Source organism: Solitalea koreensis, assembly GCF_900182575.1.
In the GTDB taxonomy this organism is placed as follows: domain Bacteria; phylum Bacteroidota; class Bacteroidia; order Sphingobacteriales; family Sphingobacteriaceae; genus Solitalea; species Solitalea koreensis.
This window is the reverse complement of record NZ_FXSZ01000001.1, coordinates 518,806-544,909: the sequence shown is the minus strand read 5'-3', so window position 1 is coordinate 544,909 and position 26,104 is coordinate 518,806. Positions and strand designations below refer to the sequence as shown.

General features: G+C 37.8%; 24 protein-coding genes. All 24 read left to right on the top strand.

The features are described from left to right. The first annotated feature begins 12 nt into the window (after nucleotides 1-12). Nucleotides 13-3,123, top strand: a complete 3,111-nt coding sequence (locus FN756_RS02385; protein WP_142601130.1) for a TAT-variant-translocated molybdopterin oxidoreductase — start codon at nucleotides 13-15, stop codon at nucleotides 3,121-3,123. Nucleotides 3,124-3,149: 26 nt separating this feature from the next. Beyond that, on the top strand, nucleotides 3,150-4,610 hold the full coding sequence (nrfD, locus tag FN756_RS02380; protein ID WP_142601129.1) for an NrfD/PsrC family molybdoenzyme membrane anchor subunit: 1,461 nt from the start codon (nucleotides 3,150-3,152) through the stop codon (nucleotides 4,608-4,610). Then, nucleotides 4,600-5,115 (top strand): DUF3341 domain-containing protein, encoded by a 516-nt coding sequence (locus tag FN756_RS02375; protein WP_142601127.1) that lies wholly within the window; start codon nucleotides 4,600-4,602, stop codon nucleotides 5,113-5,115. The genes nrfD and FN756_RS02375 overlap by 11 nt, the downstream gene beginning before the upstream one ends. Nucleotides 5,116-5,129: 14 nt before the next feature. After that, complete coding sequence (locus FN756_RS02370) at nucleotides 5,130-5,693, top strand: c-type cytochrome (RefSeq protein WP_142601125.1); 564 nt, start codon at nucleotides 5,130-5,132, stop codon at nucleotides 5,691-5,693. Between the two features lie 25 nt (nucleotides 5,694-5,718). Continuing rightward, a complete protein-coding gene (locus FN756_RS02365; RefSeq protein WP_142601124.1) occupies nucleotides 5,719-6,936 on the top strand; it encodes a quinol:cytochrome C oxidoreductase in 1,218 nt (405 codons plus the stop codon). A 16-nt stretch (nucleotides 6,937-6,952) separates the two neighbouring features. Next, nucleotides 6,953-8,152, top strand: a complete 1,200-nt coding sequence (locus FN756_RS02360) for a cytochrome c oxidase subunit II (RefSeq protein ID WP_142601122.1) — start codon at nucleotides 6,953-6,955, stop codon at nucleotides 8,150-8,152. Nucleotides 8,153-8,170: 18 nt separating this feature from the next. Beyond that, nucleotides 8,171-10,087: a cytochrome c oxidase subunit I gene (locus FN756_RS02355; protein WP_142601121.1), complete on the top strand. Its 1,917-nt coding sequence runs from the start codon at nucleotides 8,171-8,173 to the stop codon at nucleotides 10,085-10,087. Between the two features lie 65 nt (nucleotides 10,088-10,152). Further along, nucleotides 10,153-11,229, top strand: a complete 1,077-nt coding sequence (locus tag FN756_RS02350; protein WP_142601119.1) for a COX15/CtaA family protein — start codon at nucleotides 10,153-10,155, stop codon at nucleotides 11,227-11,229. 16 nt (nucleotides 11,230-11,245) lie between these two features. Further along, the gene (cyoE, locus tag FN756_RS02345; RefSeq protein ID WP_142601117.1) at nucleotides 11,246-12,151 is read left to right on the top strand and encodes a heme o synthase; all 906 of its coding nucleotides are present in this window, start codon (nucleotides 11,246-11,248) and stop codon (nucleotides 12,149-12,151) included. Further along, a complete protein-coding gene (locus FN756_RS02340; RefSeq protein ID WP_142601115.1) occupies nucleotides 12,148-12,729 on the top strand; it encodes a cytochrome c oxidase subunit 3 in 582 nt (193 codons plus the stop codon). The genes cyoE and FN756_RS02340 overlap by 4 nt, the downstream gene beginning before the upstream one ends. A 10-nt stretch (nucleotides 12,730-12,739) precedes the next feature. Further along, nucleotides 12,740-13,420, top strand: a complete 681-nt coding sequence (locus FN756_RS02335) for a cytochrome c oxidase subunit 3 (RefSeq protein WP_142601114.1) — start codon at nucleotides 12,740-12,742, stop codon at nucleotides 13,418-13,420. 29 nt (nucleotides 13,421-13,449) lie between these two features. Further along, nucleotides 13,450-13,794, top strand: a complete 345-nt coding sequence (locus FN756_RS02330; protein ID WP_142601112.1) for a cytochrome C oxidase subunit IV family protein — start codon at nucleotides 13,450-13,452, stop codon at nucleotides 13,792-13,794. Next, nucleotides 13,794-14,435, top strand: coding sequence for a hypothetical protein (locus FN756_RS02325; protein WP_142601111.1), 642 nt, complete (start codon nucleotides 13,794-13,796; stop codon nucleotides 14,433-14,435). Before FN756_RS02330 ends, FN756_RS02325 begins: the two co-directional genes overlap by 1 nt. A 43-nt stretch (nucleotides 14,436-14,478) precedes the next feature. After that, complete coding sequence (locus tag FN756_RS02320) at nucleotides 14,479-15,054, top strand: DUF420 domain-containing protein (RefSeq protein WP_142601109.1); 576 nt, start codon at nucleotides 14,479-14,481, stop codon at nucleotides 15,052-15,054. A 64-nt stretch (nucleotides 15,055-15,118) separates the two neighbouring features. Beyond that, nucleotides 15,119-15,397, top strand: coding sequence for a hypothetical protein (locus tag FN756_RS02315; protein WP_142601108.1), 279 nt, complete (start codon nucleotides 15,119-15,121; stop codon nucleotides 15,395-15,397). A 103-nt stretch (nucleotides 15,398-15,500) separates the two neighbouring features. After that, nucleotides 15,501-15,878, top strand: coding sequence for a DUF983 domain-containing protein (locus tag FN756_RS02310; protein WP_142601106.1), 378 nt, complete (start codon nucleotides 15,501-15,503; stop codon nucleotides 15,876-15,878). 3 nt (nucleotides 15,879-15,881) lie between these two features. After that, nucleotides 15,882-16,544, top strand: a complete 663-nt coding sequence (locus tag FN756_RS02305) for a DUF2461 domain-containing protein (RefSeq protein WP_142601105.1) — start codon at nucleotides 15,882-15,884, stop codon at nucleotides 16,542-16,544. A gap of 80 nt (nucleotides 16,545-16,624) precedes the next feature. Then, complete coding sequence (locus FN756_RS02300) at nucleotides 16,625-17,476, top strand: OmpA family protein (protein ID WP_142601103.1); 852 nt, start codon at nucleotides 16,625-16,627, stop codon at nucleotides 17,474-17,476. Between the two features lie 20 nt (nucleotides 17,477-17,496). After that, entirely contained in the window at nucleotides 17,497-18,003 is a 507-nt protein-coding gene (locus FN756_RS02295) for a hypothetical protein (protein WP_142601102.1), read from the top strand. A 393-nt stretch (nucleotides 18,004-18,396) separates the two neighbouring features. Next, a complete protein-coding gene (locus tag FN756_RS02290) occupies nucleotides 18,397-19,005 on the top strand; it encodes an RNA polymerase sigma-70 factor (protein WP_142601100.1) in 609 nt (202 codons plus the stop codon). A gap of 156 nt (nucleotides 19,006-19,161) precedes the next feature. Further along, nucleotides 19,162-20,397, top strand: coding sequence for a FecR family protein (locus FN756_RS02285; protein WP_185955157.1), 1,236 nt, complete (start codon nucleotides 19,162-19,164; stop codon nucleotides 20,395-20,397). 111 nt (nucleotides 20,398-20,508) lie between these two features. Continuing rightward, nucleotides 20,509-23,856 (top strand): SusC/RagA family TonB-linked outer membrane protein, encoded by a 3,348-nt coding sequence (locus FN756_RS02280; protein WP_142601097.1) that lies wholly within the window; start codon nucleotides 20,509-20,511, stop codon nucleotides 23,854-23,856. Between the two features lie 13 nt (nucleotides 23,857-23,869). Further along, on the top strand, nucleotides 23,870-25,282 hold the full coding sequence (locus FN756_RS02275; RefSeq protein WP_142601095.1) for a RagB/SusD family nutrient uptake outer membrane protein: 1,413 nt from the start codon (nucleotides 23,870-23,872) through the stop codon (nucleotides 25,280-25,282). Nucleotides 25,283-25,293: 11 nt separating this feature from the next. Next, complete coding sequence (locus FN756_RS02270; protein WP_142601093.1) at nucleotides 25,294-26,097, top strand: DUF4843 domain-containing protein; 804 nt, start codon at nucleotides 25,294-25,296, stop codon at nucleotides 26,095-26,097. The last annotated feature ends 7 nt before the right edge of the window (nucleotides 26,098-26,104 follow it).

Below are 26,104 nucleotides of genomic sequence, written 5' to 3'. Positions count from 1 at the left end.
TTACGATCATAAATGGATAGCAATAACAAAAAATACTGGAAAGGTTTAGAGGAGTTAAATCCAACTCCTGCGTTTGAAGCTTTACAGAAGAGAGAATTTGCTGAAGACCTTCCAATTGAAGAGATCCTTTCAGGTAAGGCGGTTGAATCAACTGTTATGCCTCGTCGTGATTTCTTAAAATCATTAGGTTTCAGTGTAGGTGCAGTAGCCCTGGCTGCTTGTAACACAACTCCTGTAACAAAGGCAGTTCCTTATTTAATTAAACCTGAAGAAATTACTCCAGGTATTCCTAACTACTATACCAGCGCTTCAAAAGACGGCTATAGTATTTTAGTGAAAACGCGTGAAGGTCGCCCGATTAAAATTGAAGGTAACCCTAACTGCCCTGTTGCGCATGGTGGTGTTGACGCTGCCGGCCAAGCTTCAGTAATTGATCTTTACGATTCAACCAAATTACAAGGCCCATTGTTAAAAGGCAATGAGTCTTCATGGGAAGAGGTTGATGAGTTTGTAAAGAAAGAATTAGCAAAAGTTAGCGCAAGTGGTAAAAAGGTAGTGATTTTATCATCAACAATTAACAGTCCATCAACCAATGCTGTTATTGCTGATTTTATTAAAGCTTACCCAACTGCAAAGCAGGTAACTTATGAGCCGGTTTCTTACTCAGGAATAATTAATGCAAACAAAAACAGCTTTGATAAAGCCGTTTTACCTAGCTATAAATTTGAGAATGCCGAAGTAATCGTAAGCTTTGGTGCTGATTTCTTAGGTACATGGATTTCACCGGTTGAGTTTACTCGCGCTTACGTTTCTAATCGTAACGCTAAGAAACTTAAGAAAACAAAGAAAATGTCACGTCACATTCAGTTTGAAACGGAGCTTTCGCTTACCGGTTCAAATGCAGACGTACGTATTCCTGTTAAGCCATCACAAAATGGGTTGGCTATTTTAGGTTTGTACAACAACATCGCAAAACTTGCAGGTGCCCAAACTTTCTCAGCTTCAACTCCTGAATTTGCAGGAAATATCATCAGCAAAACTGCTAATGAACTTTGGGCTAATAAAGGCAAGTCATTAGTTGTGGCAGGTTCAAACGATGTTTCTGTTCAGATTCTGGTGAATGCAATCAATGAATTATTGGGCAACTACGGTTCAACCATCGATCTTGACAATGTATCATTACAAAACAAAGGCAATGATGCGGAAATGATTGAATTGGTGAACGAAATGAACCGTGGCGAAGTAGGTGCTATTTTCATCTACGGAGTTAACCCTTCATATTCATATCCCAAAGCAGCTGACTTCTCAGCCGCAATGAAAAAGGTTTCGTTAAAAGTTTCATTTAACGAACGTGCAGATGAGACTTCTAAATTAGCTGATGTAATTGCTCCTGATCACCATTTCTTGGAAGCATGGAATGATGCCGAACCAAAACTAGGCACTTTCATCATTGCACAACCAACAATTAATCATATTTATGATACTCGTGCAGCCCAAAAGGGCTTGTTAGTATGGGCAAATAATCCAATTGAGTACGTAGATTACATTAAAAATGTTTGGAATACAACCATTTTCCCACAAGTAGGTGTTGCTGCTTTACAAGATTCATGGGATAATGCATTACGTGCTGGTTTTGTTCAGGCTGCGCCTAAAACTGCTCAACAATATACTCATGCTAGAGAATTAACTCAATCAGTTGTTTCGACTATTCTGGCAGGTAGTAAAGTTGATGCAGGTAAACTGGAGTTAACTGTTTATAAACACACCAATATTGGTGACGGTCGCGGAGCTAACAACCCGTTATTACAAGAAAACCCTGATCCGGTTTCAAAAGTTACTTGGGACAACTATATCGCTATTGCCCCTGCAACTGCAAAAGAAATGGGAATTAATGAGGGTGATGTTCTTGAAGTTGCATCAACTACATATTCTACTACACTTCCGGTTCTTATCCAACCTGGTCAGGCCTTAGGTACTGCTTCAATTGCTTTAGGTTACGGCCGAACTGATGCAGGTAAATGTGGTAATGGAGTAGGTAAAAATGCATATCCATTTGTAAGCATTGTAAATGGAACCATGCAGAACTATAGTTCAGTAACTGTTAAACCAAACGGAGACAGTTACGAATTAGCACAAACGCAAACTCATCACTCTATTGAAGGTCGTGATATTGTAAGAGAAACTACTCTTGCTGAATACGCTAAGAATCCAGCAGCTGGTAGCCAGTCACATCATGAAATTGCAAATGTTGCCCAAAGAAATGCTAAAGGTGAAGAAGAACGTTACAAAGAAGGTAATGTAAAACTTTTCAACATCTGGGAAGATAAAGAGAAAAAAGGCCATCATTGGGGCATGGCTATTGACCTGAACGCATGTACAGGTTGTGGTTCATGTATCGTTAGCTGTAGCATCGAGAATAACGTAGCTGTGGTTGGTAGAGATGAAGTTCGCCGTCGTCGTGAAATGCACTGGTTACGTATCGATAGATATTATGCAGAAGTTGAAAAAGGTACAGAAGGTTATGTTGAAGGCGCTGTTGAGGTAATTCACCAACCAATGCTTTGTCAACACTGTGACCACGCTCCTTGTGAAACGGTTTGTCCGGTATTGGCTACTATGCACTCATCTGAGGGCTTGAACCAAATGGCTTATAACCGTTGTTTCGGTACTCGTTATTGCGCAAACAACTGTCCATACAAAGTTCGTCGTTTCAACTGGTTTAACTATGCTGATAACGAGGACTTCGATTACTACATGAATAACCCAATGGGTAAACTTGTGCTGAATCCGGATGTGACAGTTCGTACACGCGGTGTGATGGAGAAATGTTCAATGTGTGTTCAACGTATCCAAGCGGGTAAACTGAAAGCTAAAATGGAGAACCGTCAATTAGTTGATGGCGATATCAAAACAGCTTGTCAGCAATCATGCCCTGCTAATGCAATTGTATTTGGTGATATCAATGATCCAGCTAGCGAAGTTTCGAAATTGCTTAAGAACGAGCGTACTTTCTACGTGTTAGAAGAATTGAACGTTCAACCGGGTATCGGTTACCTTACCATGGTACGTAATAAAGAAAAAGCAGCGCATGGTCATGGTGAACATGCAGAGAGTCATTCATAAGTTTAATTTTCTATACTCACGATATTATGCACGAGTCAATAATTAGAAAACCTTTAGTAACTGGTACGCCTGATATGCATACCATTACTGAAGATGTGTGCCGCCCGCTAGAAAATCCACCAAGTAAAGCTTGGTGGATCGGGTTCTCCCTGGCATTTGCCGGGTTTGTTTTATGGTTGGTTAGTTTTGGCTATACAACCTGGGTTGGATTAGGTGTTTGGGGTTTGAATAAAACGGTAGGTTGGGCATGGGACATCACCAACTTCGTTTGGTGGGTTGGTATCGGTCACGCCGGTACCCTTATTTCGGCGGTACTTTTATTGTTCCGTCAGAACTGGCGTAACTCCATTAACCGTTCAGCAGAGGCGATGACGATCTTCGCCGTAATTTGTGCCGCAACTTATATCATTGCGCACATGGGCCGTCCTTGGTTAGCATATTGGGCTTTCCCTTTGCCAAATCAATTTGGTTCACTTTGGGTGAACTTTAACTCACCACTTATTTGGGACGTATTCGCGATTTCAACTTACTTCTCAGTATCGTGTTTATTCTGGTTTATCGGTTTGTTGCCTGATATTGCAACTGTTCGTGACCGTGCCACTGGTACCCGTAAACAAGTATATTCTTTCTTGAGTTTGGGTTGGACATCTTCTGCTCGCAGTTGGATTCGTTTTGAAACGGTTTCATTAGTGTTATCAGGTTTGTCAACACCACTTGTACTTTCAGTACACACTATCGTATCGTTCGACTTTGCCACTTCGGTAATTCCTGGATGGCATACTACCATTTTTCCTCCATACTTTGTTGCGGGTGCAATTTTCTCAGGATTTGCGATGGTACAAACGCTTCTTTTAGTTGCTCGTAAGGTATTGAAATTAGAAGACTACATCACTATATACCATATTGAGTTAATGAACATTGTAATTCTGGTAACAGGGTCAATTGTAGGTGTTGCCTACTTAACAGAGTTGTTCATGGCTTGGTATTCAGGTGTTGAATACGAACAATATGCATTCTTAAATCGTGTGTCGGGCCCTTACTGGTGGGCATACTGGACAATGATGACTTGTAACGTAATTTCTCCACAGATGATGTGGGTTAAGAAACTTCGTACCAGCATCATCTTTACCTTTATCATTTCTATTGTGGTGAATATTGGTATGTGGTTCGAGCGTTTCGTAATCATCGTTACCTCTCTACACCGCGATTATTTACCATCATCATGGGCTATGTTCTATCCAACTAAAGTTGACGTGAGCTTATTCATTGGTTCAATTGGTTTGTTCTTCACCTTGTTTTTATTGTTTATCCGTTTCTTGCCTTCAGTGGCAATGGCTGAGGTGAAACTTCTCCTGAAACATTCAAGTGAAGAAGCTAAATCAAAATTGAAAAAACATAATCACGTGGCTGAGCCAACAGTTGAAGGAGGTAAAGTGATTATTGCTACTACAGCAACTATTAAGAAAGGAGAATCAAATGAGCAATAAGAAATACGCCATCGGTTTATATGATGATCAGGATATCTTGTTACAAGGTATCAAAGAGGTTCAAAATAATGGTCAAATGATACACGATGTGTATACACCGCATCCGGTTCACGGATTGGAGAACGTATTTATCATTCCTCGCTCTCGATTGCCAATCGCAGCGTTTTGTTTTGGATGTTTAGGTATTTCATGTGCTTTCTTAATGATGTGGTATATGATTACTTATGATTGGCCAATGGATATTGGTGGTAAACCTAACTTCCCGATTGTGAGTTTTATTCCCATCTTGTTTGAGTGGACTGTATTATTTGCATCGTTTGGTATGGGACTTACATTCTTCTTAGCAAATCGTTTAATTCCTGGTTCTACTCCAAGAATCATGGACGAGCGTGCTACTGATGATCGTTATGTTATTGCAGTAGAAGTTAATGATGAAAACGAACAAACAGTAAGTTCATTATTCAGACAGTCTGGTGCTGTTGAGGTAAAGTATAAAACGGTATAATAAGCAGTAGAAATATGTTACGTAATAAAATTAAAGGCGTTGTATTAGTCAGTTTAATTGGAGTAGTGACACTTTCCTCATGCTCAAAAGTTAAACGTGATCCAGGTTTGGAATATGCACCACAGATGTATCGTCCAATTGCTTACAATCCTGATCAAAAAAATGAAGCTTTTGCAGATGGAAAAACTGCTCAAAAACCTGTTGAAGGTACAATCCCTCAAGGTTTCGAAGTTTTCCATTATCCAAATACTCCTGAAGGTTACGAAGCTGCAGGGGCTGAATTACACAGTCCGCTAGCAAAAAATGAGGCAAATTTTGAAGAGGGTAAAAAATTATTCTTGAATATGTGCTCACAATGTCACGGTAAAACCGGTATGGCTGATGGTGCTGTTGTAGCGAAAGCAGGTTTCCCTGCTCCTCCTCACTATAATTCGGATGCATTGAAAAATTTACCTGAGGGTAAAATGTTCTTCACCATAACTTACGGAAAAGGTGCAATGGGTTCACATGCATCTCAGTTAAGCAAAGAAGAGCGTTGGAAAATCATTCAGTACATTCAATATCTTCAAAAACAATAATTTTTGAACCTTTAAACTTTTGATAATGCAACTAAATACATTAGAACAATTTGAGTTTACAGGTAAAGCCAAAACCTGGAGCCTGATCGCCATCGCAATTGGTGTTATCAGTGTTGCTATTGGTTTTGCAACAGGTCACGTTGATCGTACTTGGGCTAACCTGTTAATATGCGCTTATTACTTCACTTGCGTGAGTTTCGCAGGTATGATGTTTATAGCAATTCAGTATGTTGCGAATGCAGGCTGGGCAACTAGTATTTTACGTATACCTAGCGCATTCACTACCGTTATTCCATACGCCGCAGTGATTTTATTTGCCCTGATTGCTACCGGTTTGTATACGCATAACTTATATCACCACTGGAACGAAGAAGGAATTACAGATCCAAACAGCCCACATTTCGATCCAATTATTGCTGGAAAATCAGGTTATTTGAATATTCCTTTCTTCCTGATTCGCTTGGCTTTGTATATGTTTATTTGGGGTGGATTGGCAGTTTATTTAAGAAAACTAACCTTAAAAGAAGATTTAGAAGGCGGAATGGAATACTACAACACAAGTATTAAATATTCTGCAGTATTCTGCGTAATCTTCGGTTTCACTTACCCATTGTTCTCATTCGATATGATGTTATCGGTTGAAGCTCATTGGTTCTCTACTATGTTTGGCTGGTATAACCTTGCTGGCTTATGGGTAAGTGGATTGGCGGCAATCGCTTTAACTGTAATCCTGCTTAAAGAGAACGGTTATATGCCATGGGTAAACAAGAGTCACATTCACAATTTAGGATTGTTTATGTTTGCCTTCTCTACTTTCTGGACGTATCTATGGACAGCTCAGTTTCTACTTGATTGGTACGCTAACATTCCTGAAGAAACGTACTATTTCTTAAAACGTTGGACACCTGCGTATAAATTCTGGTTCTGGTTTAATCTTGTAATTAACTTCCTGACTCCGTTCTTGGTATTGATGTCGAGCGATAGTAAACGCAATATGAAAGTTGTTAAGATAGCAGCTATCATCATAATTCTAGGTCACTGGCTTGATTACTATTTAATGGTAATGCCAGGTTCAGTTACTGAAGCAGAACGTGGATTTAACCACATTGAAATCGGAACGTTTGTAGGTTTTGTAGGATTATTTGTTTTCCTTATGCTTAAGGGTTTGAGCAAAGCGCCTCTTTTACCAAAAAACCATCCTTATTTAGAAGAGAGTCTGCACCATTCAATAAACAATATCTAATTGTTTTAAAAAAATTATGTCGATACTAAAAAATATAAAATTCATTGCTTCTGCAGCTGTAGCCACTACTTTATCGAGTGTGGCTTATGCTCAGGATGCGGCAGCAGGTGCGGCCGCAACGGCTCCAGACAGAACCGAAATGTGGTTAACGGTTGCTTTTTATGTGTTGCTGGTTATTGCAGCAGGTTTTATACTTGGTATAATTGGCCGCATACTTAAAGTTTATGACCTTACAGCTAGCGCTGCCGGTACTAAAAAAGGAATTAACTGGAATTCGATTAACGCATCCTTGTTATTAATCCTTGGTTTCCTTGGTTTATACGGTTCGTTTTGGGAACTAGGTGTTCATGGTAAAATGATTTTACCTGAACCAGCTTCAATTCATGGTGTTGAAACAGACCGTTTATTCCACATTACTTTCTACATTACTTTTTTCGTATTCATTGTTACGCACGTCTTATTGTTTTCTTATGCTTACTTCTACCGTCAGCGTAAAAACCGTAAGGCATTATACTATCCGCATAATGATAATGTCGAAAAAATATGGACTCTTATTCCGGCCATCGTACTTACCGTTTTGGTATTCTTTGGATGGAAGGCTTGGACAAATATCTTTAGCCCTAACAGTGCTAAAGGTGCTATTGTTGTTGAAGCAGTAGGAGAACAATTTAAATGGACAGTTCGCTATGCTGGTAAAGACAATCAATTGGGTAAACGCAATTACCGTTTGATTGGTGGTGATAACGTGTTGGGTGTTGATTATAAAGATGAAAGATCACATGATGATTTTTACCCTTCAGAAATTGTATTGCCGGTTGGAAAGCCTGTTCAATTTGTGTTTGGAGCTAAAGACGTTATCCACAGTGCATACATGCCGCATTTCCGTGTTCAAATGAACTGCGTTCCTGGTATGCCAACTTACTTTGCATTTACGCCAACCATCACTACTAATGCGATGCGTTCTAAAGTAAATGATAGTAAATTTGACTATTTGTTGTATTGCAATAAAATTTGCGGAGCAGCACACTACAACATGAAATTCACCATTAAAGTTGTGTCAATGCGTGAGTACCAGGAGTGGTTAAGAGGTCAAAAACCTTTTTATGTACAACAGCAGGAAAAACTTCAACCTGCTCCTCCGGCTCCTGTAGCTCCAGTTGATTCAGTTAAAACTGCTGACTCAACCGCAAGTAAAACTTTAGCATTAAATAAGTAATTAGAAAATATTAGCACTATGGCTACTCAAGCAATAAGCAATCCTGCTGCCGTACATCATGATCATGCACACGACCACGGTCATGAGCATCATCATGAAACATTCCTGAACAAGTATGTTTTTAGTCAGGACCACAAGATGATTGCTAAACAATTTCTTATCACTGGTATTATCATGGCCGTGATAGGAATGGTTTTTTCCATCTTATTCCGTATTCAATTAGCTTGGCCTGATAAAGAGTTCCCATTCCTTGAGGTGATTCTTGGTAAATGGGGAGCTGGAGGTCGACTAGATCCTAACTTTTACCTTTCATTGGTAACAATTCACGGTACCATCATGGTATTCTTTGTATTGACAGCGGGGTTAAGTGGTACGTTTTCCAATTTGTTGATTCCTTACCAAATTGGTGCACGTGATATGGCTTCGCCATTTATGAACATGCTTTCTTATTGGTTCTTCTTTGCAGCCAGTGTAGTTATGTGTTCATCATTCTTTATCCAAACAGGTCCAGCTAGTGGTGGATGGACGATCTACCCTCCACTTTCTGCATTGCCAAAAGCGATGCCTGGTTCAGGTTTGGGTATGACTCTTTGGTTAGCTTCAATGGCATTGTTTATCGCTTCATCATTGATGGGTGGTATCAACTACATTAGTACTGTATTAAACATGCGTACTAAAGGTATGTCAATGACTAAAATGCCGTTAACAATTTGGGCATTCTTCTTTACAGCAATTTTGGGTGTCTTAGCATTCCCTGTTTTATTCTCTGCTGTAATTCTTTTGATTTTTGACCGTAGCTTCGGTACAAGTTTTTACTTGTCTGATATTTTTATTGGCGGTGAAGCGTTGCCTAACACCGGTGGTAGTCCTATTCTGTTCCAGCACTTATTCTGGTTCTTAGGTCACCCGGAGGTTTACATTATTATTATGCCTGCTTTGGGTATTACCTCTGAAATTATTGCCACTAATTCACGTAAACCAATTTTCGGTTACCGTGCGATGATTATTTCATTGTTAGGAATTACCTTCCTTTCGTTTATCGTTTGGGGTCACCACATGTTCGTAACCGGTATGAATCCATTCCTTGGATCGGTGTTCATGTTCACAACGTTGATCATTGCAGTACCTTCGGCAGTAAAAACATTTAACTATTTGGCGACTTTGTGGAGAGGTAATATTCGTTTTACCCCTGCAATGATGTTTGCTGTAGGTCTGGTATCATTCTTTATTACAGGTGGTGTAACAGGTTTATTCTTGGGTAATGCTTCTTTGGACATTAACCTTCACGATACCTATTTCGTAGTTGCCCACTTCCATATTGTAATGGGTTGTGCTGCTATTTTTGGTATGCTTGCCGGCGTTTATCATTGGTATCCAAAATTATTTGGTAAGATGATGAATGATAAATTGGGTTACCTACACTTCTGGATGACATTTATTTCAGCTTACCTGGTGTTTTTCCCAATGCATTTTATGGGCTTAGACGGTGTTCCTCGTCGTTATTATGAGTTCACTGAGTTTGAGCAGTTTAAACAGTGGTTGCCATTGAATCAATTTATCACAATTGCAGCTATCATTGGAGCTCTTGGTCAATTGTTGTTCCTTTATAACTTCTTCGTTAATATTTTCAGAGGTAAGAAAGCTCCTCAAAATCCTTGGAACTCAAATACACTTGAGTGGACTACGCCTGTTGAGCACATTCATGGAAACTGGCCAGGCGAAATACCAACTGTTTACCGTTGGTCTTACGACTATAGCAAACCAGGTGCTGTGCAGGATTTCATTCCTCAAAACGTTCCTTTCTCTGAAACAATTAGCTCTAACACTCCTGAAGACTTTGGCTATCATGGTGATGAAACACAATTTGTGCACGAATTTTACCAAGCTAAGCACTTAACAGTGAGTGATGAACAAAAAGCTGAAAAAGCTAATTAAGTCTTCGACTCCGCTCAGCTATACTGGTACACTGAGCGGAGTCGAAGAATAATTTTATTTGAAAAATGCAGAGTAGGGTCGAACGAAAGTTTCTTAAGATCAATTTCGTTACAATAGTATTATTGTTCTTTGTCATTTTGGCAGGAGGAATTGTTAGAAGTACAGGTTCAGGTATGGGTTGTCCCGACTGGCCAAAGTGCTTCGGGCATTATGTTCCACCTACAACCATTGATGAATTAACGTTTTCTGAAGGTAAATTCTTTAAGAAAGGTTATATCGTAATTTGGAATGAGGCTTTGTATAAAGCCAAGAAAGATCTTACAGCCGGGCCTACTTTTAATCATGCAGATTGGGAAAAGTACACCAAGCATGATTATGCAAAATTCAATGTTGCACACACCTGGACAGAATATTTAAACAGGCTGGCTGGTGTAATACTAGGTTTTGCAGCCATTGCTACATTACTATTTTCTATTCCATATCTAAAAACTCACCGTAAAAAGGTATTCTGGCTTAGCTTGTTTAGTTTTTTGCTGATTGGTTTTCAAGGGTGGGTAGGAGCCAAAGTAGTGGATAGTAATTTGAAGGCATACATGGTAACGATCCATATGCTCATTGCGCTTATAATTTTAGCTCTATACGTTTACTTGTATGAGTACGCTAAAGATCGGAAGATTGACGTGTCATTTATAGCAGCAATGAAAATGGGTTCGACAAAAGTAATGCTGATAATTCTTTTAGTTCTTACGGCATTACAAATCCTTTTAGGAACCCAGGTTCGTGAGTTGATTGATGAAATTTCAGCGGCGCTTAATTTTCAAGGTCGGGATCAATGGGTTAGCAAAGTTGGTTCGGCATTTATAATTCATAGAGAATTAGCTTTTGCAGTACTGGCAATTAGTGGATGGATTTGGTTTGCATTTCGTAAGCTTAAATCTGACAATACACTAAAGAAATTAGTTTACTGTAATGCAGCTCTAGTCGTAGTGCAGCTAATTACCGGGATTGCTTTGGCTTACCTCTCATTACCTCCGGCCGCGCAAACGTTACATGTATTGGTTGGCTGTTTAATGTTTGGAATTCAATTTTGGGCAGTATTGTGTTTTTCGAAAATCGATTACATGCAAGAAGCCATTGCTTAACTAAATAATAAGAATCGTGTTGATAGAAAAAACAGTAAAAGCGGATCTTTCTACCATTGTATCGGCAAAATTGGCCGATTACGTTCAATTGGTAAAAATGAGGCTTTCGTTGTTAGTGGTGTTTTCGGCCGCTATTTCGTACATGTATGCCTCAAGGGGTACTGAGTACATTAACTGGTCGGCCTTGGTTTCTTTGATAATTGGAGGTTTTCTGGTAACAGGTTCCGCTAATACATTCAACCAGGTTCTGGAGCGCAATCTTGATAAGTTGATGAGTCGTACTCAAGATCGTCCTCTACCTTCGGGCAGGATGAACATTTTAGAAGCATCGATTGCAGGATTAATAATGGGGATTGTTGGAATTCTATTCCTGGGATATGGAGTCAACTATTTAACTGCTTTTTTCGGTTTGTTTTCTCTACTTTCCTATTCATTCGTTTATACTCCATTAAAGCAAGTAACTCGCTTGTCCGTATTTATCGGAGCTATTCCAGGTGCAATGCCTCCCTTATTAGGATATGTTGCGTTTGCAAACCATTTCGGAATGGAGCCAGGTTTATTGTTTGCTATACAATTCATGTGGCAGTTTCCACATTTTTGGGCAATTGCCTGGGTATTAGAAGAAGATTATAGCAAGGCTGGCTTTCATTTATTACCGGCTAGTTCGGGTAGAAGCAAAAGCAGTGCAACCTGGATTTTAGTTTCTAATATTTTGCTTATTCCGGTTAGTATACTGCCCGTTTATTATAACATGGCAGGAAACGCCTATCTAATTGTAACGCTAATACTGGGTGTGTTATTTCTTTATCAGGCAATACGTTTATATCGTTTAAACGATGTTAAATCAGCATTACAATTGATGTTCGGCTCATTTTTGTATTTGCCTATTGTTCAAATCATGATCTTAATCAATAAATTATGAGTGTAGAAGCAGTTAGAATGGATCAAGAAAAGACAAAACTGAATGTTCGACCTAAGAAATTTATTCTTTGGCTGTTCATCGTAACCAGTATTATGTTAATCGGTGCTTTTACCAGTGCATATATTGTTCGTAAAGCGGAAGGAAATTGGGTTGAATTTGAATTGCCAAAGGTTTTCATGCTTTCAACAGCCTTAATCGTGTTGAGTAGTTTTACAATGCATTGGGCCTATATTTCAGGGAAGAAGCTGAATTTTGGAGCTCAAAAAACCGCCTTATGGATCACTTTCGCATTAGGGCTAGGGTTTCTTGGTTCACAATGGACAGCATGGCAACAGTTAGTTGCGCAAAAAGTGTTTTTTATCGGAAATCCTTCGGGCTCTTTCCTTTACGTGATCTCGGGTGCACACGCTATGCACATTATTGGAGGTCTGGTATTTCTTATCGCTTGCCTGGCAGGTGTATATAAAAATATACCGCAGGTAAAGAATGTCTTTCGCTTGGAGCTAGCATCCATCTTTTGGCATTTTATCGATATCTTATGGATATATTTATATGTTTTTTTACTTTTGAACCACTAAAATTTTTTCAATGAGTACTGTTGCACAAATCGATGAAGTAAAATCAAATCCTTGGGGTGGGGGCAGATCACCATTTTCTGTTGAATACGGAAAATTGATGATGTGGTTTTTCCTCCTGTCGGATGTTTTCACCTTCTCCGCATTACTGATTTTTTATGGCGCTATGCGTTTCAAAAACCTTAGCTGGCCTGAACCTGATTATGTTTTCCAATCTGCTCCCGGAATTCATGGGAATGCTCCATTGGTTTTCGTGGGTATAATGACTTTTATCCTTATTTTTAGTTCTGTTACTATGGTATTGGCTGTTGAAGCTGGTCATCGTAAATCTAAAGCTGAGGTCATTAAATGGATGGTTTTAACGATCATCGGAGGTTTTACTTTTTTAAGTTGCCAAGCTTGGGAATGGTCGCATCTTATCCACGAAGGAATGAATTTGCATCACAATCCATTCTTAAATGCTAATGGTACTCCTGGGGCAGTCCAGTTTGGTCAATTATTCTTTGTAATTACAGGTTTCCACGGTTTCCACGTATTTACAGGTGTAATTATTAACATCATTATTCTAGTGAATGTAATTGCCGGTACATATGAGCGCCGCGGTCATTATAATATGGTTGAAAAAGTCGGATTATACTGGCACTTCGTTGACTTGGTATGGGTATTCGTATTTACCTTCTTCTACCTGGTTTAATATATCTGATCTAAAATATTAATTGTAACATGTCAGCACACGAACAACATACATCAGCTGCTCATCACGAGGAGCACGGCAGCATGGGTAAAGGCCTAATTTGGAAAGTATTTTTTATCCTTCTGGGTATTACCGTAGTTGAATTTATTATCGCTTTAGGTATTTCAAACGAAGTTATGCCTCAGCATATAAAAAATGTAGTTTATATCATTTTAACACTTGCGAAGGCGGCTTATATCGTAGCATACTTTATGCACCTTAAATTCGAGCGAGTAGGTCTTATATTAGGAATCATTTTACCGATTCTCTTTATCATGTACTTTATAGTATTAATGATGATTGAAGGGAATGCTTTGTTGCCCGTATTAAACTAATGTTTGATAAACCCAATTTTGTTAAGAAGATCTTAGTTCTTTTTATTGTTTTTGTAGTACCATCAGTTGGTTATTTCCTACTAAAAACGGGTGAAAATATTTACAAGCCACTTCGGGTTCTCGGACCTAAAGAAGTGGCTTCTACTTTTCATAAGGTTAAGGGAAAAGAGATTCCGGATACCATTTATCACCAGGTGAAAATGTATCCTCAAGAAGTAAAAAATCATGTTTTTCTAGCTAATTTCTTGCTCGATAGCAATCTAGCTGCCAATAAGGAAAGTAATGAACAAATGGCAAGGTTGGTACATTACTTCTCCAAAAATCCTGAAGTACGTTTTGTAACATTTTCGGCCAATCCAAATTATTTAACAGATAGCCTTAAAACAGATAATTGGCTAGTTGAAAACAATGATCAACTAATTTTGGCCAATGCAGCGAAGCAGCAGTATCTACTTAATGAAATTCAAATTGATAGTGTTGCCAATACGGTTGTTCCAAGTCGGCGCTTTGTTTTAGTTGATAATCAACAGCGCATTCGAGGTATTTACTTAATCAAGAATCGTTTTAATGTTGATTCTTTGATTGAAGACGTTAAAGTGGCAACGGTAGAAATGCTTCGTTCGCAAAATAAAATGAAATAAGTGTAGTCAGTGGCACTTGTCCAACTGATAAAAACAATAAGTAATGTCAGATAAATTAATATTTCGCCTCGTAGCTGTTCTCTCAGTAGTTGTATTCGTTGTAGTAGTCATTTTAAATCGAAAGATACTTCCTGCTCCCGCTGTTGACCCTAAATCTTTATTGATTTTGCCAAAGCTAAATGCATTCATTAATGGAACTTGTTCTTTGTTACTTATCATATCTTTATACTGCATCAAAAGAAAAAAAATTGCTACGCATAAGAAGCTAAATCTAACAGCTTTCTTTCTGTCTGCTTTATTTCTGTTGTCGTACATAGCTTATCACTGGTTGGCTCCACAAGAAGCCAAATTTGGAGATTTAAATCACGATGGTTTGTTGAGTCAGGGTGAATTGGATCAAGCAGGAAATATGAGATTGACTTATCTTTTCATTTTGATAACGCATATTGTTCTTGCCGCCTTGGTACTTCCAATGGTGTTGTTATCCTTTTATTTCGGATTGAAAATGGATGTGGCCAAGCATCGCAAAATAACACGTTGGAGTTTTCCTATCTGGTTATACGTAACCGTAACCGGAGTTGTAGTTTATTTACTGATTTCTCCATATTATCTTCAATAAGCTAGATTATTCCAGGAAAAACAAAATAACAGCTAGTACGTTGTTTTTGAACATAGATTAAGACATGCAATTAATACCCAAAATAATTATTACTTGTGTTTTATTGATGACTTTGGTATTTGTAAATACTCAGTCAATGGCACAATGTCCAATGTGTAAAACTTCTGTTGAATCGTCAATTAAACATGGCGGAGATAAAGGCAAAGGCCTAAATAGTGGTATTTTGTACTTATTGGTGATGCCTTATTTTGCGGTGGCCGGAGTTGGAATACTTTGGTATAAAAAATACAGACGTAAAAATATTACGATTGATATTCCTGAAGAGAAATTAAACCTTAATTAATCCCGTATGCACGGGATTTTTTTTTGTTTGTGCTCAACTTGAATTTGAAAAGCCCTATTGCAAATCTTTATTCTTTTATCTTACTTCTATTATCTTAATAATTATGGCCTTAACAAAAAATCAAGCAATTTTAAAACAGAAGTGTCCACGTTGTCGTAAAGGTGATATGTTTACCCATTCAACCTATGATTTGGGAAACTTTCAGAAAATGCATAAAAATTGTCCTGTTTGTGGTTTAAGGTATGAGTTGGAACCCGGCTATTTTTGGGGAGCAATGTACGTGAGTTATGCCCTGAATGTGGCTCAGAGTGTTATCCTTGGTTTTCTTACGTATTATTTATTTAAGGATCCTTCGGCATGGGTATACTTAAGCATTTTGATTGGCGCAATTTTCTTATTTATGCCGATTAACTTTAGATTAGCAAGAGTATTGATGCTTCATTGGTTTTCGCCTGTTAAATTCGATCATCGTTATTTATAAGTTATGTTACATACATCCACTTTTGAATTTCTAACCGATCTTTCTAAAAATAACAATCGTGAATGGTTTCAACTCAACAAGAAACGTTTTGAAGTCGCCAAACAGGAGGTTGAAACCTTTGTAGATGAACTGTTATCCAAGATGGTATTATTCGATAGTTCTATTGGCGAACTAAAGGGCAAAGATTGTTTAATGCGTATCTATCGAGATGTTCGGTTTAGCAAAAATAAAGATCCATATAAAAAGAATTTTGGCATCGTTATTTCGTCAGTAGGCAGAAATGTAAACGGGCCTTGTTATTACTTGCATATAGAACCGGGACAAGTTTTTGTTGCAGGTGGTTATTGGATGCCCTCTGCCGATCACTTAAAAGCTATTCGTCAGGAAATCGATTACAATACAAATGATTTTAAGAAGATTATAGAAAGTAAATCTTTTATAAAAACGTTCGGACAACTTAGCGAAGAAGAAAAGCTTAAAATCGCACCTACAGGTTATCCCAAAGATCATCCTGAAATTGAGCTCTTGAAAAACAAAAGCTTTATTGCCAGTTCCCGGTTAGATGACAGTGCGTTAACAACAGCATCAGCATCAGAAACCGTGGTTGCTATTTTTAAAGAAATCTTACCCTTGAATATCTTTCTTCAGCAAGCTATTTCGCATTAAATAATAATAATAAAATTTGGAAAGCCGGATACATTCTTATTCGGCTTTTTCGTTACTTTTAAAACATTACAAAAAGAACCATGATAAAAAAATACTCTCTCCCTGCCTTTGTAGTGGCCACCATGTTCTCAGTATCATCATGCGTAGTGATGAATAAAAAAGATTACAAGCATTTACTCAATGATCGCGATTCGCTGCAAAATGCCTTGAACTCTTGTGGGATATCAAAAGATAGTTTAAATGCCATTGCTTTTAACTTGAAAAAAGACACCAGCGATTTAGGTAAACAACTTCGAATGGCTCAAGACCAAAATGATCTTTTATCTGAAAACTATAATAAACTAAATAACAAAAGTACCGGAGAAATTAGAAAACTTTCTGCTGATCTTGTTGCAAGAGAAAAGAGATTAAACGAGGTAGAGGCTGTTTTAAAGATCCGTGATGAAGCAAATAATGCTTTAAAGGATAAATTGGCCAAAGCTCTTCTTGGTTTCCGTGAAAGTGGCTTAACTGTGGACGTGAAGAATGGAAAAGTATATGTATCATTAACTGATAAATTACTTTTTGATACAGGAAGTATTATCATTGATAATAAGGGAAAAGAGGCCTTATCTGAACTTGCAAAGGTGCTTTCTACGCAACCGGATATTAATATTTTGGTAGAGGGAAATACAGATAATGCCAGAGTAGTCAACTTAGGTCAGATTAAAGATAACTGGGATTTAAGTGTGCTTAGAGCCACTTCGGTTGTACGTTATCTTACAGAAGTACATAAACTTGAAGCTACTCGTGTTGAAGCGGCAGGAAAAGGAGAGTTCGCTCCAATCGCCATTGAGAATACTCCTGCAGCACGTAGTAAAAATCGTAGAATTGAAATTGTGCTTTCTCCTAAATTAGATGAGCTATTTCAGATGATTACAGAAAATAAATAGCTTTTGAAAAACCTGAGTTTATGATGAAGAAATTTCTTTTGATACTGTTTTTGTGCAGTTCCACTTTAATTGTTCAGGCTCAGGAACGGTTTTCAAGCATTGATGACCTGATGGAGGTTTTGTATGCGTCAATCTCTGGTTCTGCCGGTGAAGCCCGCGATTCATCCTTAATTACGTCGATTTTTCTCCCGGAAGCCAAATTAATGCCTATTGCAAGAAACAAGGAAGGGAAGGTAATCGCAAAGGTCCTTTCTGTCGAGCAGTATATATCAAGATTGGTAAAGTATACGCTTAATGAAGGGTTTTTCGAGCGGGAAATACACAGGGAAACGCAGCGGTATGGAAATATTGCTCAAGTGTTTAGTACCTACGCATCCTACAAAAACAAAGAGGATAAGGCCCCTTATCAACGTGGAATAAATAGTCTGCAATTAATGTTTGACGGGCACCGTTGGTGGGTGATGAATATTACATGGGATGCCGAAAGTACCGGTAATCCGATTCCTAAACAATATTTGAAAAAGTAGGCCGAAGTCGATAGATCAAGCTTGAAAAAGTTAGGTAAAGCAAAGTCAGTCGAATTCGATTGACTTTTTGCATTTTAGAAGCACATTTATTTATTAGTAACAAAGTGTTATCTTACGACCCGAAAATGGAGGTTTATTGTCTTAAGATGAGAATTCATTTATGAATGGAGAAAATTTACAATTAAAGAAAAATGTGGGCCGCAATCGCCGTTTATCTTCGCTGCTTACCTTACTGCTTCTTATATGTAATTCGTTCAAATCCTTTGCTAAGCAACCGAAAGCATTGGTGACATTGAAGGCAAACACTATTAACATGTTAAAGTGCTTAACCGGATTAAACGCTTTTTACAATAATAGCGTGCCTCCATCCATCTAGATCTATTAACCAATAGTATGAAATTTGTACTTAACAATAGTAATATTATTAATGGCTTTCGAAATGGAGAAGAGGTTGCTTGTCGCCAATTGTACGCTCTTTATTATCGTCCATTATGCTATTTTGCTCAAAAACTTGTACATAATAAAGAAGAGGCAGAAGATATTGTGGTGAATACTTTTTTAAAACTGCTGAATAAAAAAAATGATTTTGATAACCTTCCTGATATAAAATCTTTCCTTTACCAAGCCGTGCGAAACACTTGTTTTGATTTTTTGCGTAAGAGTAAGTACCGTGATAAAGCCAACAAAGAAATTGAATACCTGTCTGAGGCTTATGAATTTTTTGGCGAAGAGGAAATGATCACAGCCAATGTATTACAGATCATTTATGCCGAAGTGGAAAATTTACCCGGGCAATGCAAACAGATTTTTAAATCTATCTTTATAGAAGGCAAAAGCACGTCCGTTGTTGCCTCCGAAATGGGAATCAGTACGCAAACGGTATTGAATCAAAAAACAAAAGCTCTTCAAAAGTTACGCCTAATACTATACAAAGAAGGTTTGTATTCTATTGCACTTTTTATTTATTGTCTTTCCTGTATTACCTGCAATCACATTTCTTAAGAAAAAATATTTTTAATTTTAATTACCTGTAATTCAGTTGTTTGCAATAATTTGTAAAAAAAAATGAATTTTAGCATAGTTAAAATGATGTTCTGTTCGTGTTACATCTGTTTTTAGGCTATTTCATTACTTTAATGCAATCCCATAATGCCGGACATGAATAACAATATAGATAATCTGATCATAAATTTTTTGCAAGGAACTCTGTCTGAATCTGGACAGGATGACCTTAATAATTGGATCATTGCTTCAGATAAAAACAGAGCACTCTTTGAGAAGCTCACTAGCCAAAAATGGATAAATACTGAACTGGAATCATTTTACCAATATAATGAAGACAAGGGATGGGATAAGGTAGTTGAGAGGTTAGCCCTAAACTCTTCTCCAATTGCAGAAAAGAACTTTGAAAGCCCTAAAATTGGTATGCTACTACTCTGGAAACGGATCGCTGTAGCAGCTTCAGTATTACTTGTGATGGGCGTTGGGAGTTATTTTTTGTTATTAAATAAGTTCGAAAGGAGAAATGAAATTGTAAAAACAATAAAACCTGCGAAAAATATTGAAGCTCCCATAGGCCCCAAGGCAATGATCACTTTAGCAAATGGTAATAAGTTATATCTCGATAAGGTAAGTAAAGGAGCGCTAGCCATTCAGGAAAATGTAAAAGTTATGAAATTAGCGGACGGACAAATAGTTTATAGTTCGAATGCCAGTAATGGAAACCAGAAAGTAGTACCATACAATACGTTAACCAATCCGAGAGGAAGTGCGGATGTTATAAATATGACACTATCGGATGGCACTAAGGTTTGGTTAAATGCAGATACTCGTCTTAAGTATCCGGTAAGTTTTGATGGTTCAGCAAACAGAGTCGTTTATCTGGAAAGCGGTGAGATATATTTTAAGGTGACAAAAAATCCAAGTAAACCATTTATTGTGCATAACGGTGATATGAGCATACAAGTGCTGGGTACTTCTTTTAACGTAAATGCATACTCGGGTATCATATATACCACACTTGTTGAAGGTAAAGTTAAAGTAGACATTAAAAATACATCAGAATTACAATTAATACCCGGTCAGCAGGCCCAATTTGATAGATGGTCTGGAGCATTAGAGAAGCAAGAAGTAGATGTGTTTCCTTATGTAGCATGGAAAGAGGGCATATTGGCCTTTGATAATACTACCCTGGAATCATTAATGGAACAGGTTGGCAGATTGTATGATTATGATATTGAATTTAAAGATTCCGAACTAAAACAATTGCATTTCAACGGCAGAATGGAGAAAACCGCCACAGTTATCGAATTGCTGGATATTATTCAAAAAACAACAAATGTAAAATTCAATCTTAAAGACAGGAGGATCATCATAGAAAAAACTACACGATAACAAAACAGGTGATGTTGCGACCATCACCCGTTTAAAGGAAAGCTTAAATAATCAAATTGCTTAGTTGAGCACAAAAGATTTATTGTTTTAACTCAACACTATTCCAATCTAATGAAAAAAATTTACAAAGAAGTTATCTATTTCAAAAGTACAAAGGACAGAAACCTTAAAACAAGTATTCTTCTCCTCTTTTTGGTGTTATTTTCAACCGGCTTATTTGCACAATCCAAGGAGAAATTAAGTCTGAATGTTAAAAATGTTAAGATTTCAAAAGCTATTGAAGTACTTCAAAAGCAAACGTCATTGAATATAGTTTATAACAGTGAAGAGCTAAAGGCACTTCCTGTTGTTAGTGTCAATTTAACGGGTCGGTCACTTTCAAACTTATTGGATCAAGTATTAGCAGGTACCAATCTTACCTACACCATTAAAGGCAACACAGTTGTAATTGGTCCCAAAGCAGCAAAATTAAATGGCGATGCACCAAGTCTTGGTACTGTGTCAGGTAAAGTTTTGGATGAAGAGGGAGGACCTCTCGCCGGAGCAAGTGTTTCGATTAATGGTACCAAAATTGGAGCCATAACCAATGCCAAAGGGGAATATGTATTAAATAATGTTCCTCAGGGATCTTCATTCTTGGTCTCATATATCGGTTACAAACCACAAGTTGTGTTTGCAAAACACAACTTGAAGATCAGGCTTGTTTTGGACGAAAACAAAATTGAAGAGGTAGTAGTTACAGGTACTGGTATTAACCGTAAGGTGAGCAGTTTTACGGGGATTACCTCTACTTTTACCGGTGCAGAATTGAAAGCAATTGGTAATAACAACATTATCTCCAGCTTAAAATCATTGGATCCTGCTTTTCAAGTAATCGATAATGAATTAAAAGGATCGAATCCCAATGTGTTACCAACACTTGAACTTCGCGGTAAAACAACAACTTCAGAACTTTCTTTAAAAGATCAATTTGGAACAGATCCTAACCAGCCATTATTTGTTTTAGATGGTTTTGAAACTAATTTGCAAACCATTATTGATTTGGATATGAACCGCGTTGCATCTGTAACTATCCTTAAAGATGCGGCTTCTACAGCCTTATACGGATCAAAAGCAGCCAATGGTGTTATTGTCATAGAAACCATTAAGCCGGTGGCTGGAAAATTACGTTTTAGTTACAGTAACGACTTAAGAATTGAAGGACCGGATTTGTCAGTTTACAATATGATGAATGCTAAAGAAAAACTGGAGTTTGAAAGACTTTCAGGAAGATATAAGGCACTGGATGATGTTGCACAAATACCCTTAGACTCGATATACAACCTACACTTGGCTGCTATTGCCCGCGGTGTAGATACTTATTGGTTAGCAGATCCTCTTCGCAATATCGTGTCTGAAAATCATTCTCTTAATGCAAGCGGCGGTGACGAGGCTTTTCGATATAGTGTGAATTTCAATTATAAAACCAACCCAGGAGTAATGAAAGGCTCTGCCCGTGATTCATGGGGGAGTAACATAAACCTTATTTACAGAAAAAATAATGTTAATATTACCAACTCGTTTTCTGTAGACGGAAATAAAAGTACTGAATCACCTTACGGCAGCTTTCAGACTTATGTTAATACCAATCCGTATTACGAAAAAAACACTACCAGCCCTAGTTTAGATAAAACAACAACTTTCGTAATTGGCAACCCATTTTTAACCACACCTGTCACTGTTTCAAATCCACTCTACAATGCTTCATTGCCTTTTAAAAATGAAAGTGAAGGAATGAAAATTAATAACAATCTGATGGTTATGTATGATATCAATGCAAAATTCAGATTGAGTGGAGGTTTGTCTTTATCAAAGGGAGTGACCGAAAGTGATGTATTCACCTCGCCTGATAATACAATGTATTCCTCACTAGCTCCTATACTGCGGGGTAAGTATTCAAATGCCAAAAGCAATAGTTTTTCATACAGCACTAATGCTGTATTATCTTATGGAAATGTATTTGCGAACAGGCATTCTGTTACTGCCAATATTAGAGGCCAGATAGGCAATAACTACTCCAGCTCAGAAACTTTTATAGCTCAAGGTTTTCCAAGTAATGTTGAGCCTCTATTAAGGTTTGCTTATGGTTATGAACTTAATGGTTTACCAAACGCTAATAATTCCCTTTATCGCAATGTAAATGCTACCGGGTCAGTTAACTATTCATATGCTTCACGTTATCTGTTTGATGCCTCTTACCGTTTAGATGGATCAACCTCTTTTGGTAAAAATAATCCTTGGTCTCCATATTGGTCAACTGGTATTGGATGGAACGTTCACAACGAAGCTTTCATGAAAAAATATGCTAAGTTCATGAGCCGTTTAAAACTTACTTCAAATATTGGTGTAACCGGAAATCAAACCATGGGCGCACCTCCGTCAAGCACGGTTTATCAATATTTGAAAAACTATAACGTAGCTGGTTTGGGCATATTTGTAAGTCAATTGGGTAACCCTGATTTGTTACCATCAAGAACAACCCAGATCAGTAACGGTATTGATTTTGGGTTGTGGCATGATCGTTTTACCGGTTCTGTTACTTATTACACAAAGAATACAGACAATCAGGTTGTTTCTATGAATTATCCAACTTCTACGGGCATTTCGAGCTACAACTTTAATGTGGGTCATTTAATTACCAAGGGAGCTGAATTAAAACTGAATTATGCGGTGATTAATGATCGTGAACATCGTATTGTTTGGAGAGTTGGGGTTACAGGAGCCAGAACTGATAGTAAATACAGCGGTTTTGGACCTGCATTAGCACAACTAGATGCATCACAGATAAGCAGTAAAGCCTTAACTCGTTTTAGAGATGGATCTAGCCCTAATGATTTATATACCGCTGTATCTTTAGGTATTGATCCGGCTACCGGACGCGAAATGTTCTTAACAGCCAATGGAGAACACACGCTTGATTACAGTCAAGCATATCAACCTAAAGTTGGCAGTGCTAAGCCATTAATGGAAGGTGTTATTTCAAATAACTTCAACTACAAAAAAATATCATTGTCAATAATGATGCGCTATAGAGCTAAATCTGATGTTTTCAATTCAGCGCTGTTAAATAAAGTTGAAAATCTTGATTACAGTGATATTCTCAACAATCAGGATAAACGCGCTTTGTATGATCGCTGGAAAAACCCAGGAGACATTTCTCAATTCAAAGGTATTTCTTTAACCACTGACACTCCAATGTCAACTCGTTTTCTTCAGGAAGAAAACACACTTTCATTAGAATCCATCAATGTGAGTTATATGTTCCAAAATACTAAATGGATGAAAGCTGCCGGCTTGCAAAATTTGAATCTTTCAGCTTTTACTAACGATATTGCCCGCTTCTCAACTGTGAAACGAGAGAGAGGAACAGATTACCCATTTGCACGCTCAGTATCATTCAGTTTAAAGGCCTCATTCTAAATTAAAAGGAACAATGAAAAAAATATATAGAAACATAATTGTTGCAATTTGCGCTGTTGCTTCTCTTTCATCTTGTACGGACTATTTGGATTTGAAACCGGATGACAAGCTGCTTGAGGATCAGGTTTTCAGTTCAGCCGCTAACACTTCAGCGTATTTAAACGGTATTTACGTAAAACTAGGTGCCACCCAATTATACGGTGAAAACCTTACATTAACCATTCCGGATCTCCTTGCTCAACAATATAATATGAATTATGGGTCTACCCCGAATTTATATTATACGTTTACTCAATATTCATATACGTCGCCCCAAGTAAGTAATAAAATGGCTGAAATTTGGGCAAATGCCTACAGTGTTATATTTAATGCTAATAGGTTTGTGGCAGGATTGGACAGATCTCCAGGCGTGCTTACCGCAAAAACCGACTCTACCTACAGGGGCGAAGCCTTAGCAATACGCGCTATGATACATTTTGACCTTTTGCGTTTATTCGGCCCTATGTATAACAGTGCTGATTCTACCCTGAAAAGTATTCCTTATAATACATATGGTGAAATTACTGTAAATCCTTTTTTGCCTGCTAATGAAGTGATGAATCATATTATGGCTGATTTAAGTAAGGCAGATAGCCTGCTTTCGCCTGATAAGACAATGACTTCTGTCAAAAAGTATAAGTTTACTTACTATTCAGTAAAAGCGCTGCAAGCAAGAGTAAATTTGTACAGAGGGAATAAAGCTGCAGCTTTAGCATGCGCAAAAGCTCTTATTGATAATTCTGCCAAATTTCCTTGGGCAGATAAGTATTTCCTTAACGAAAGGGCAAATCCTGACAGGATTTTCTCTTCAGAAATGATTTTGGGAGCATATAATCCTGAAATGTCCAATACGTCTCAGGGTTACTTGAAACTTTTCAGTTCTGGTTTGTCTGATAATAATATTCTGGCTCCATTGGACGCACGTCTGACTGCCTTATATTCAGATGCAAGCAGTGATTTCAGGATTTCTGGGCAGTTTTGGGATGTAGGGCCAAGTAAATCCTATAGAACTTTTTTAAAGTATTCTGAGGTGGATGACAAAACTAAATCATTCAGAAATACAATTCCTTTGTTAAAACTTAGCGAAATGTATTATATCGCTGCCGAATGTGAGAAAGATCCGATTGTAGCTAGAGGGTATTTGAATACGGTTAGAAATAATAGAGGCATAGACACATCCTCTCCTGTACCTGCTACCGCAGCGGAAATACTGAAAGAGTACAGAAAAGAATTTCTTGGAGAAGGTCAGTTATGGTTTTATTATAAACGGACTAACACGGCAATTCTTCCAAATGGTAGTAAGGGAGATGATGTAACTGGTGCATTTACCATGGGGCCGGCTCAATATGTTGTTCCAATTCCAACTGCTGAAACTGATAATCGTTAAGAACTAAAAACATGAAAAAACTCATATATAAAATCGCTTTATTATTTATGGCAGTTGCACTGGTGTCATGTGAAAAAGGTCTGATGACTTTTGATAATGAAAACACTGATGTTTATTTTTATGGCGCAGGGGGGACATCATCTGTCAATTTTGATGAATCTTATGTGTCGTTTCAATTTGTTACCAAACCCGACACTATTTTAAATGTCGTGGTGTCGATAACTGGTGCCGCTGCGGATCATGATAGAGAATATAAATTGGCGGTAGGACAATTGTCAAACGAGGAGTTATTGTATGATGACGATAACAATCCCGCTACTCCTCCAACTTCGATGGTAGCAGCTATTCAAGGAACTCATTTTGAATTACCTGAAAAATTTGTCATCAAAAAGGGCGCTTTTAGAGATACCGTTAAGTTAAAATTGCTTCGTTCTCCCGATCTCCTAAACAAACGGCTTGCATTAGCAATTGAGTTGCAGCCTAATGAAAACTTTGGCAATAGCTTTAAATCCCGGATTATAGGTGGTAAACCGATTAATACCATTAGAACCAAAATTTTCTTTGACGACAAAGACGCAAAGCCTAAATACTGGCTTGACGCTGCATTCAGCACATATTCTCGAGAAAAACTGTTTTTCCTATGCAACATGTTTAACTTATCACCTCGGTATTTTGACTCCCCTAATGATATATCAGAGCTTAATGGCTATGGGAAATTTGCCCAACGACATTTAAATGAATTAGCTGCGGCGGGCACGCCGGTTTATGAAAAAAATGGCACCACTCGGATGGTAATGGGACCTAATGCTCAGTAATTATTTG

What these genes read in the sequence shown, in the direction of transcription:
- FN756_RS02330 (WP_142601112.1), top strand. Translation starts at nt 13,450, where the DNA reads ATGTCAGCACACGAACAACATACATCAGCTGCTCATCACGAGGAGCAC.
- FN756_RS02300 (WP_142601103.1), top strand. Translation starts at nt 16,625, where the DNA reads ATGATAAAAAAATACTCTCTCCCTGCCTTTGTAGTGGCCACCATGTTC.
- FN756_RS02295 (WP_142601102.1), top strand. Translation starts at nt 17,497, where the DNA reads ATGATGAAGAAATTTCTTTTGATACTGTTTTTGTGCAGTTCCACTTTA.
- FN756_RS02305 (WP_142601105.1), top strand. Translation starts at nt 15,882, where the DNA reads ATGTTACATACATCCACTTTTGAATTTCTAACCGATCTTTCTAAAAAT.
- FN756_RS02275 (WP_142601095.1), top strand. Translation starts at nt 23,870, where the DNA reads ATGAAAAAAATATATAGAAACATAATTGTTGCAATTTGCGCTGTTGCT.
- FN756_RS02285 (WP_185955157.1), top strand. Translation starts at nt 19,162, where the DNA reads ATGAATAACAATATAGATAATCTGATCATAAATTTTTTGCAAGGAACT.
- FN756_RS02270 (WP_142601093.1), top strand. Translation starts at nt 25,294, where the DNA reads ATGAAAAAACTCATATATAAAATCGCTTTATTATTTATGGCAGTTGCA.
- nrfD (WP_142601129.1), top strand. Translation starts at nt 3,150, where the DNA reads ATGCACGAGTCAATAATTAGAAAACCTTTAGTAACTGGTACGCCTGAT.
- FN756_RS02360 (WP_142601122.1), top strand. Translation starts at nt 6,953, where the DNA reads ATGTCGATACTAAAAAATATAAAATTCATTGCTTCTGCAGCTGTAGCC.
- FN756_RS02335 (WP_142601114.1), top strand. Translation starts at nt 12,740, where the DNA reads ATGAGTACTGTTGCACAAATCGATGAAGTAAAATCAAATCCTTGGGGT.
- FN756_RS02280 (WP_142601097.1), top strand. Translation starts at nt 20,509, where the DNA reads ATGAAAAAAATTTACAAAGAAGTTATCTATTTCAAAAGTACAAAGGAC.
- FN756_RS02290 (WP_142601100.1), top strand. Translation starts at nt 18,397, where the DNA reads ATGAAATTTGTACTTAACAATAGTAATATTATTAATGGCTTTCGAAAT.
- FN756_RS02325 (WP_142601111.1), top strand. Translation starts at nt 13,794, where the DNA reads ATGTTTGATAAACCCAATTTTGTTAAGAAGATCTTAGTTCTTTTTATT.
- FN756_RS02310 (WP_142601106.1), top strand. Translation starts at nt 15,501, where the DNA reads ATGGCCTTAACAAAAAATCAAGCAATTTTAAAACAGAAGTGTCCACGT.
- FN756_RS02370 (WP_142601125.1), top strand. Translation starts at nt 5,130, where the DNA reads ATGTTACGTAATAAAATTAAAGGCGTTGTATTAGTCAGTTTAATTGGA.
- FN756_RS02375 (WP_142601127.1), top strand. Translation starts at nt 4,600, where the DNA reads ATGAGCAATAAGAAATACGCCATCGGTTTATATGATGATCAGGATATC.
- FN756_RS02350 (WP_142601119.1), top strand. Translation starts at nt 10,153, where the DNA reads ATGCAGAGTAGGGTCGAACGAAAGTTTCTTAAGATCAATTTCGTTACA.
- FN756_RS02385 (WP_142601130.1), top strand. Translation starts at nt 13, where the DNA reads ATGGATAGCAATAACAAAAAATACTGGAAAGGTTTAGAGGAGTTAAAT.
- FN756_RS02355 (WP_142601121.1), top strand. Translation starts at nt 8,171, where the DNA reads ATGGCTACTCAAGCAATAAGCAATCCTGCTGCCGTACATCATGATCAT.
- FN756_RS02320 (WP_142601109.1), top strand. Translation starts at nt 14,479, where the DNA reads ATGTCAGATAAATTAATATTTCGCCTCGTAGCTGTTCTCTCAGTAGTT.
- FN756_RS02365 (WP_142601124.1), top strand. Translation starts at nt 5,719, where the DNA reads ATGCAACTAAATACATTAGAACAATTTGAGTTTACAGGTAAAGCCAAA.
- FN756_RS02315 (WP_142601108.1), top strand. Translation starts at nt 15,119, where the DNA reads ATGCAATTAATACCCAAAATAATTATTACTTGTGTTTTATTGATGACT.
- FN756_RS02340 (WP_142601115.1), top strand. Translation starts at nt 12,148, where the DNA reads ATGAGTGTAGAAGCAGTTAGAATGGATCAAGAAAAGACAAAACTGAAT.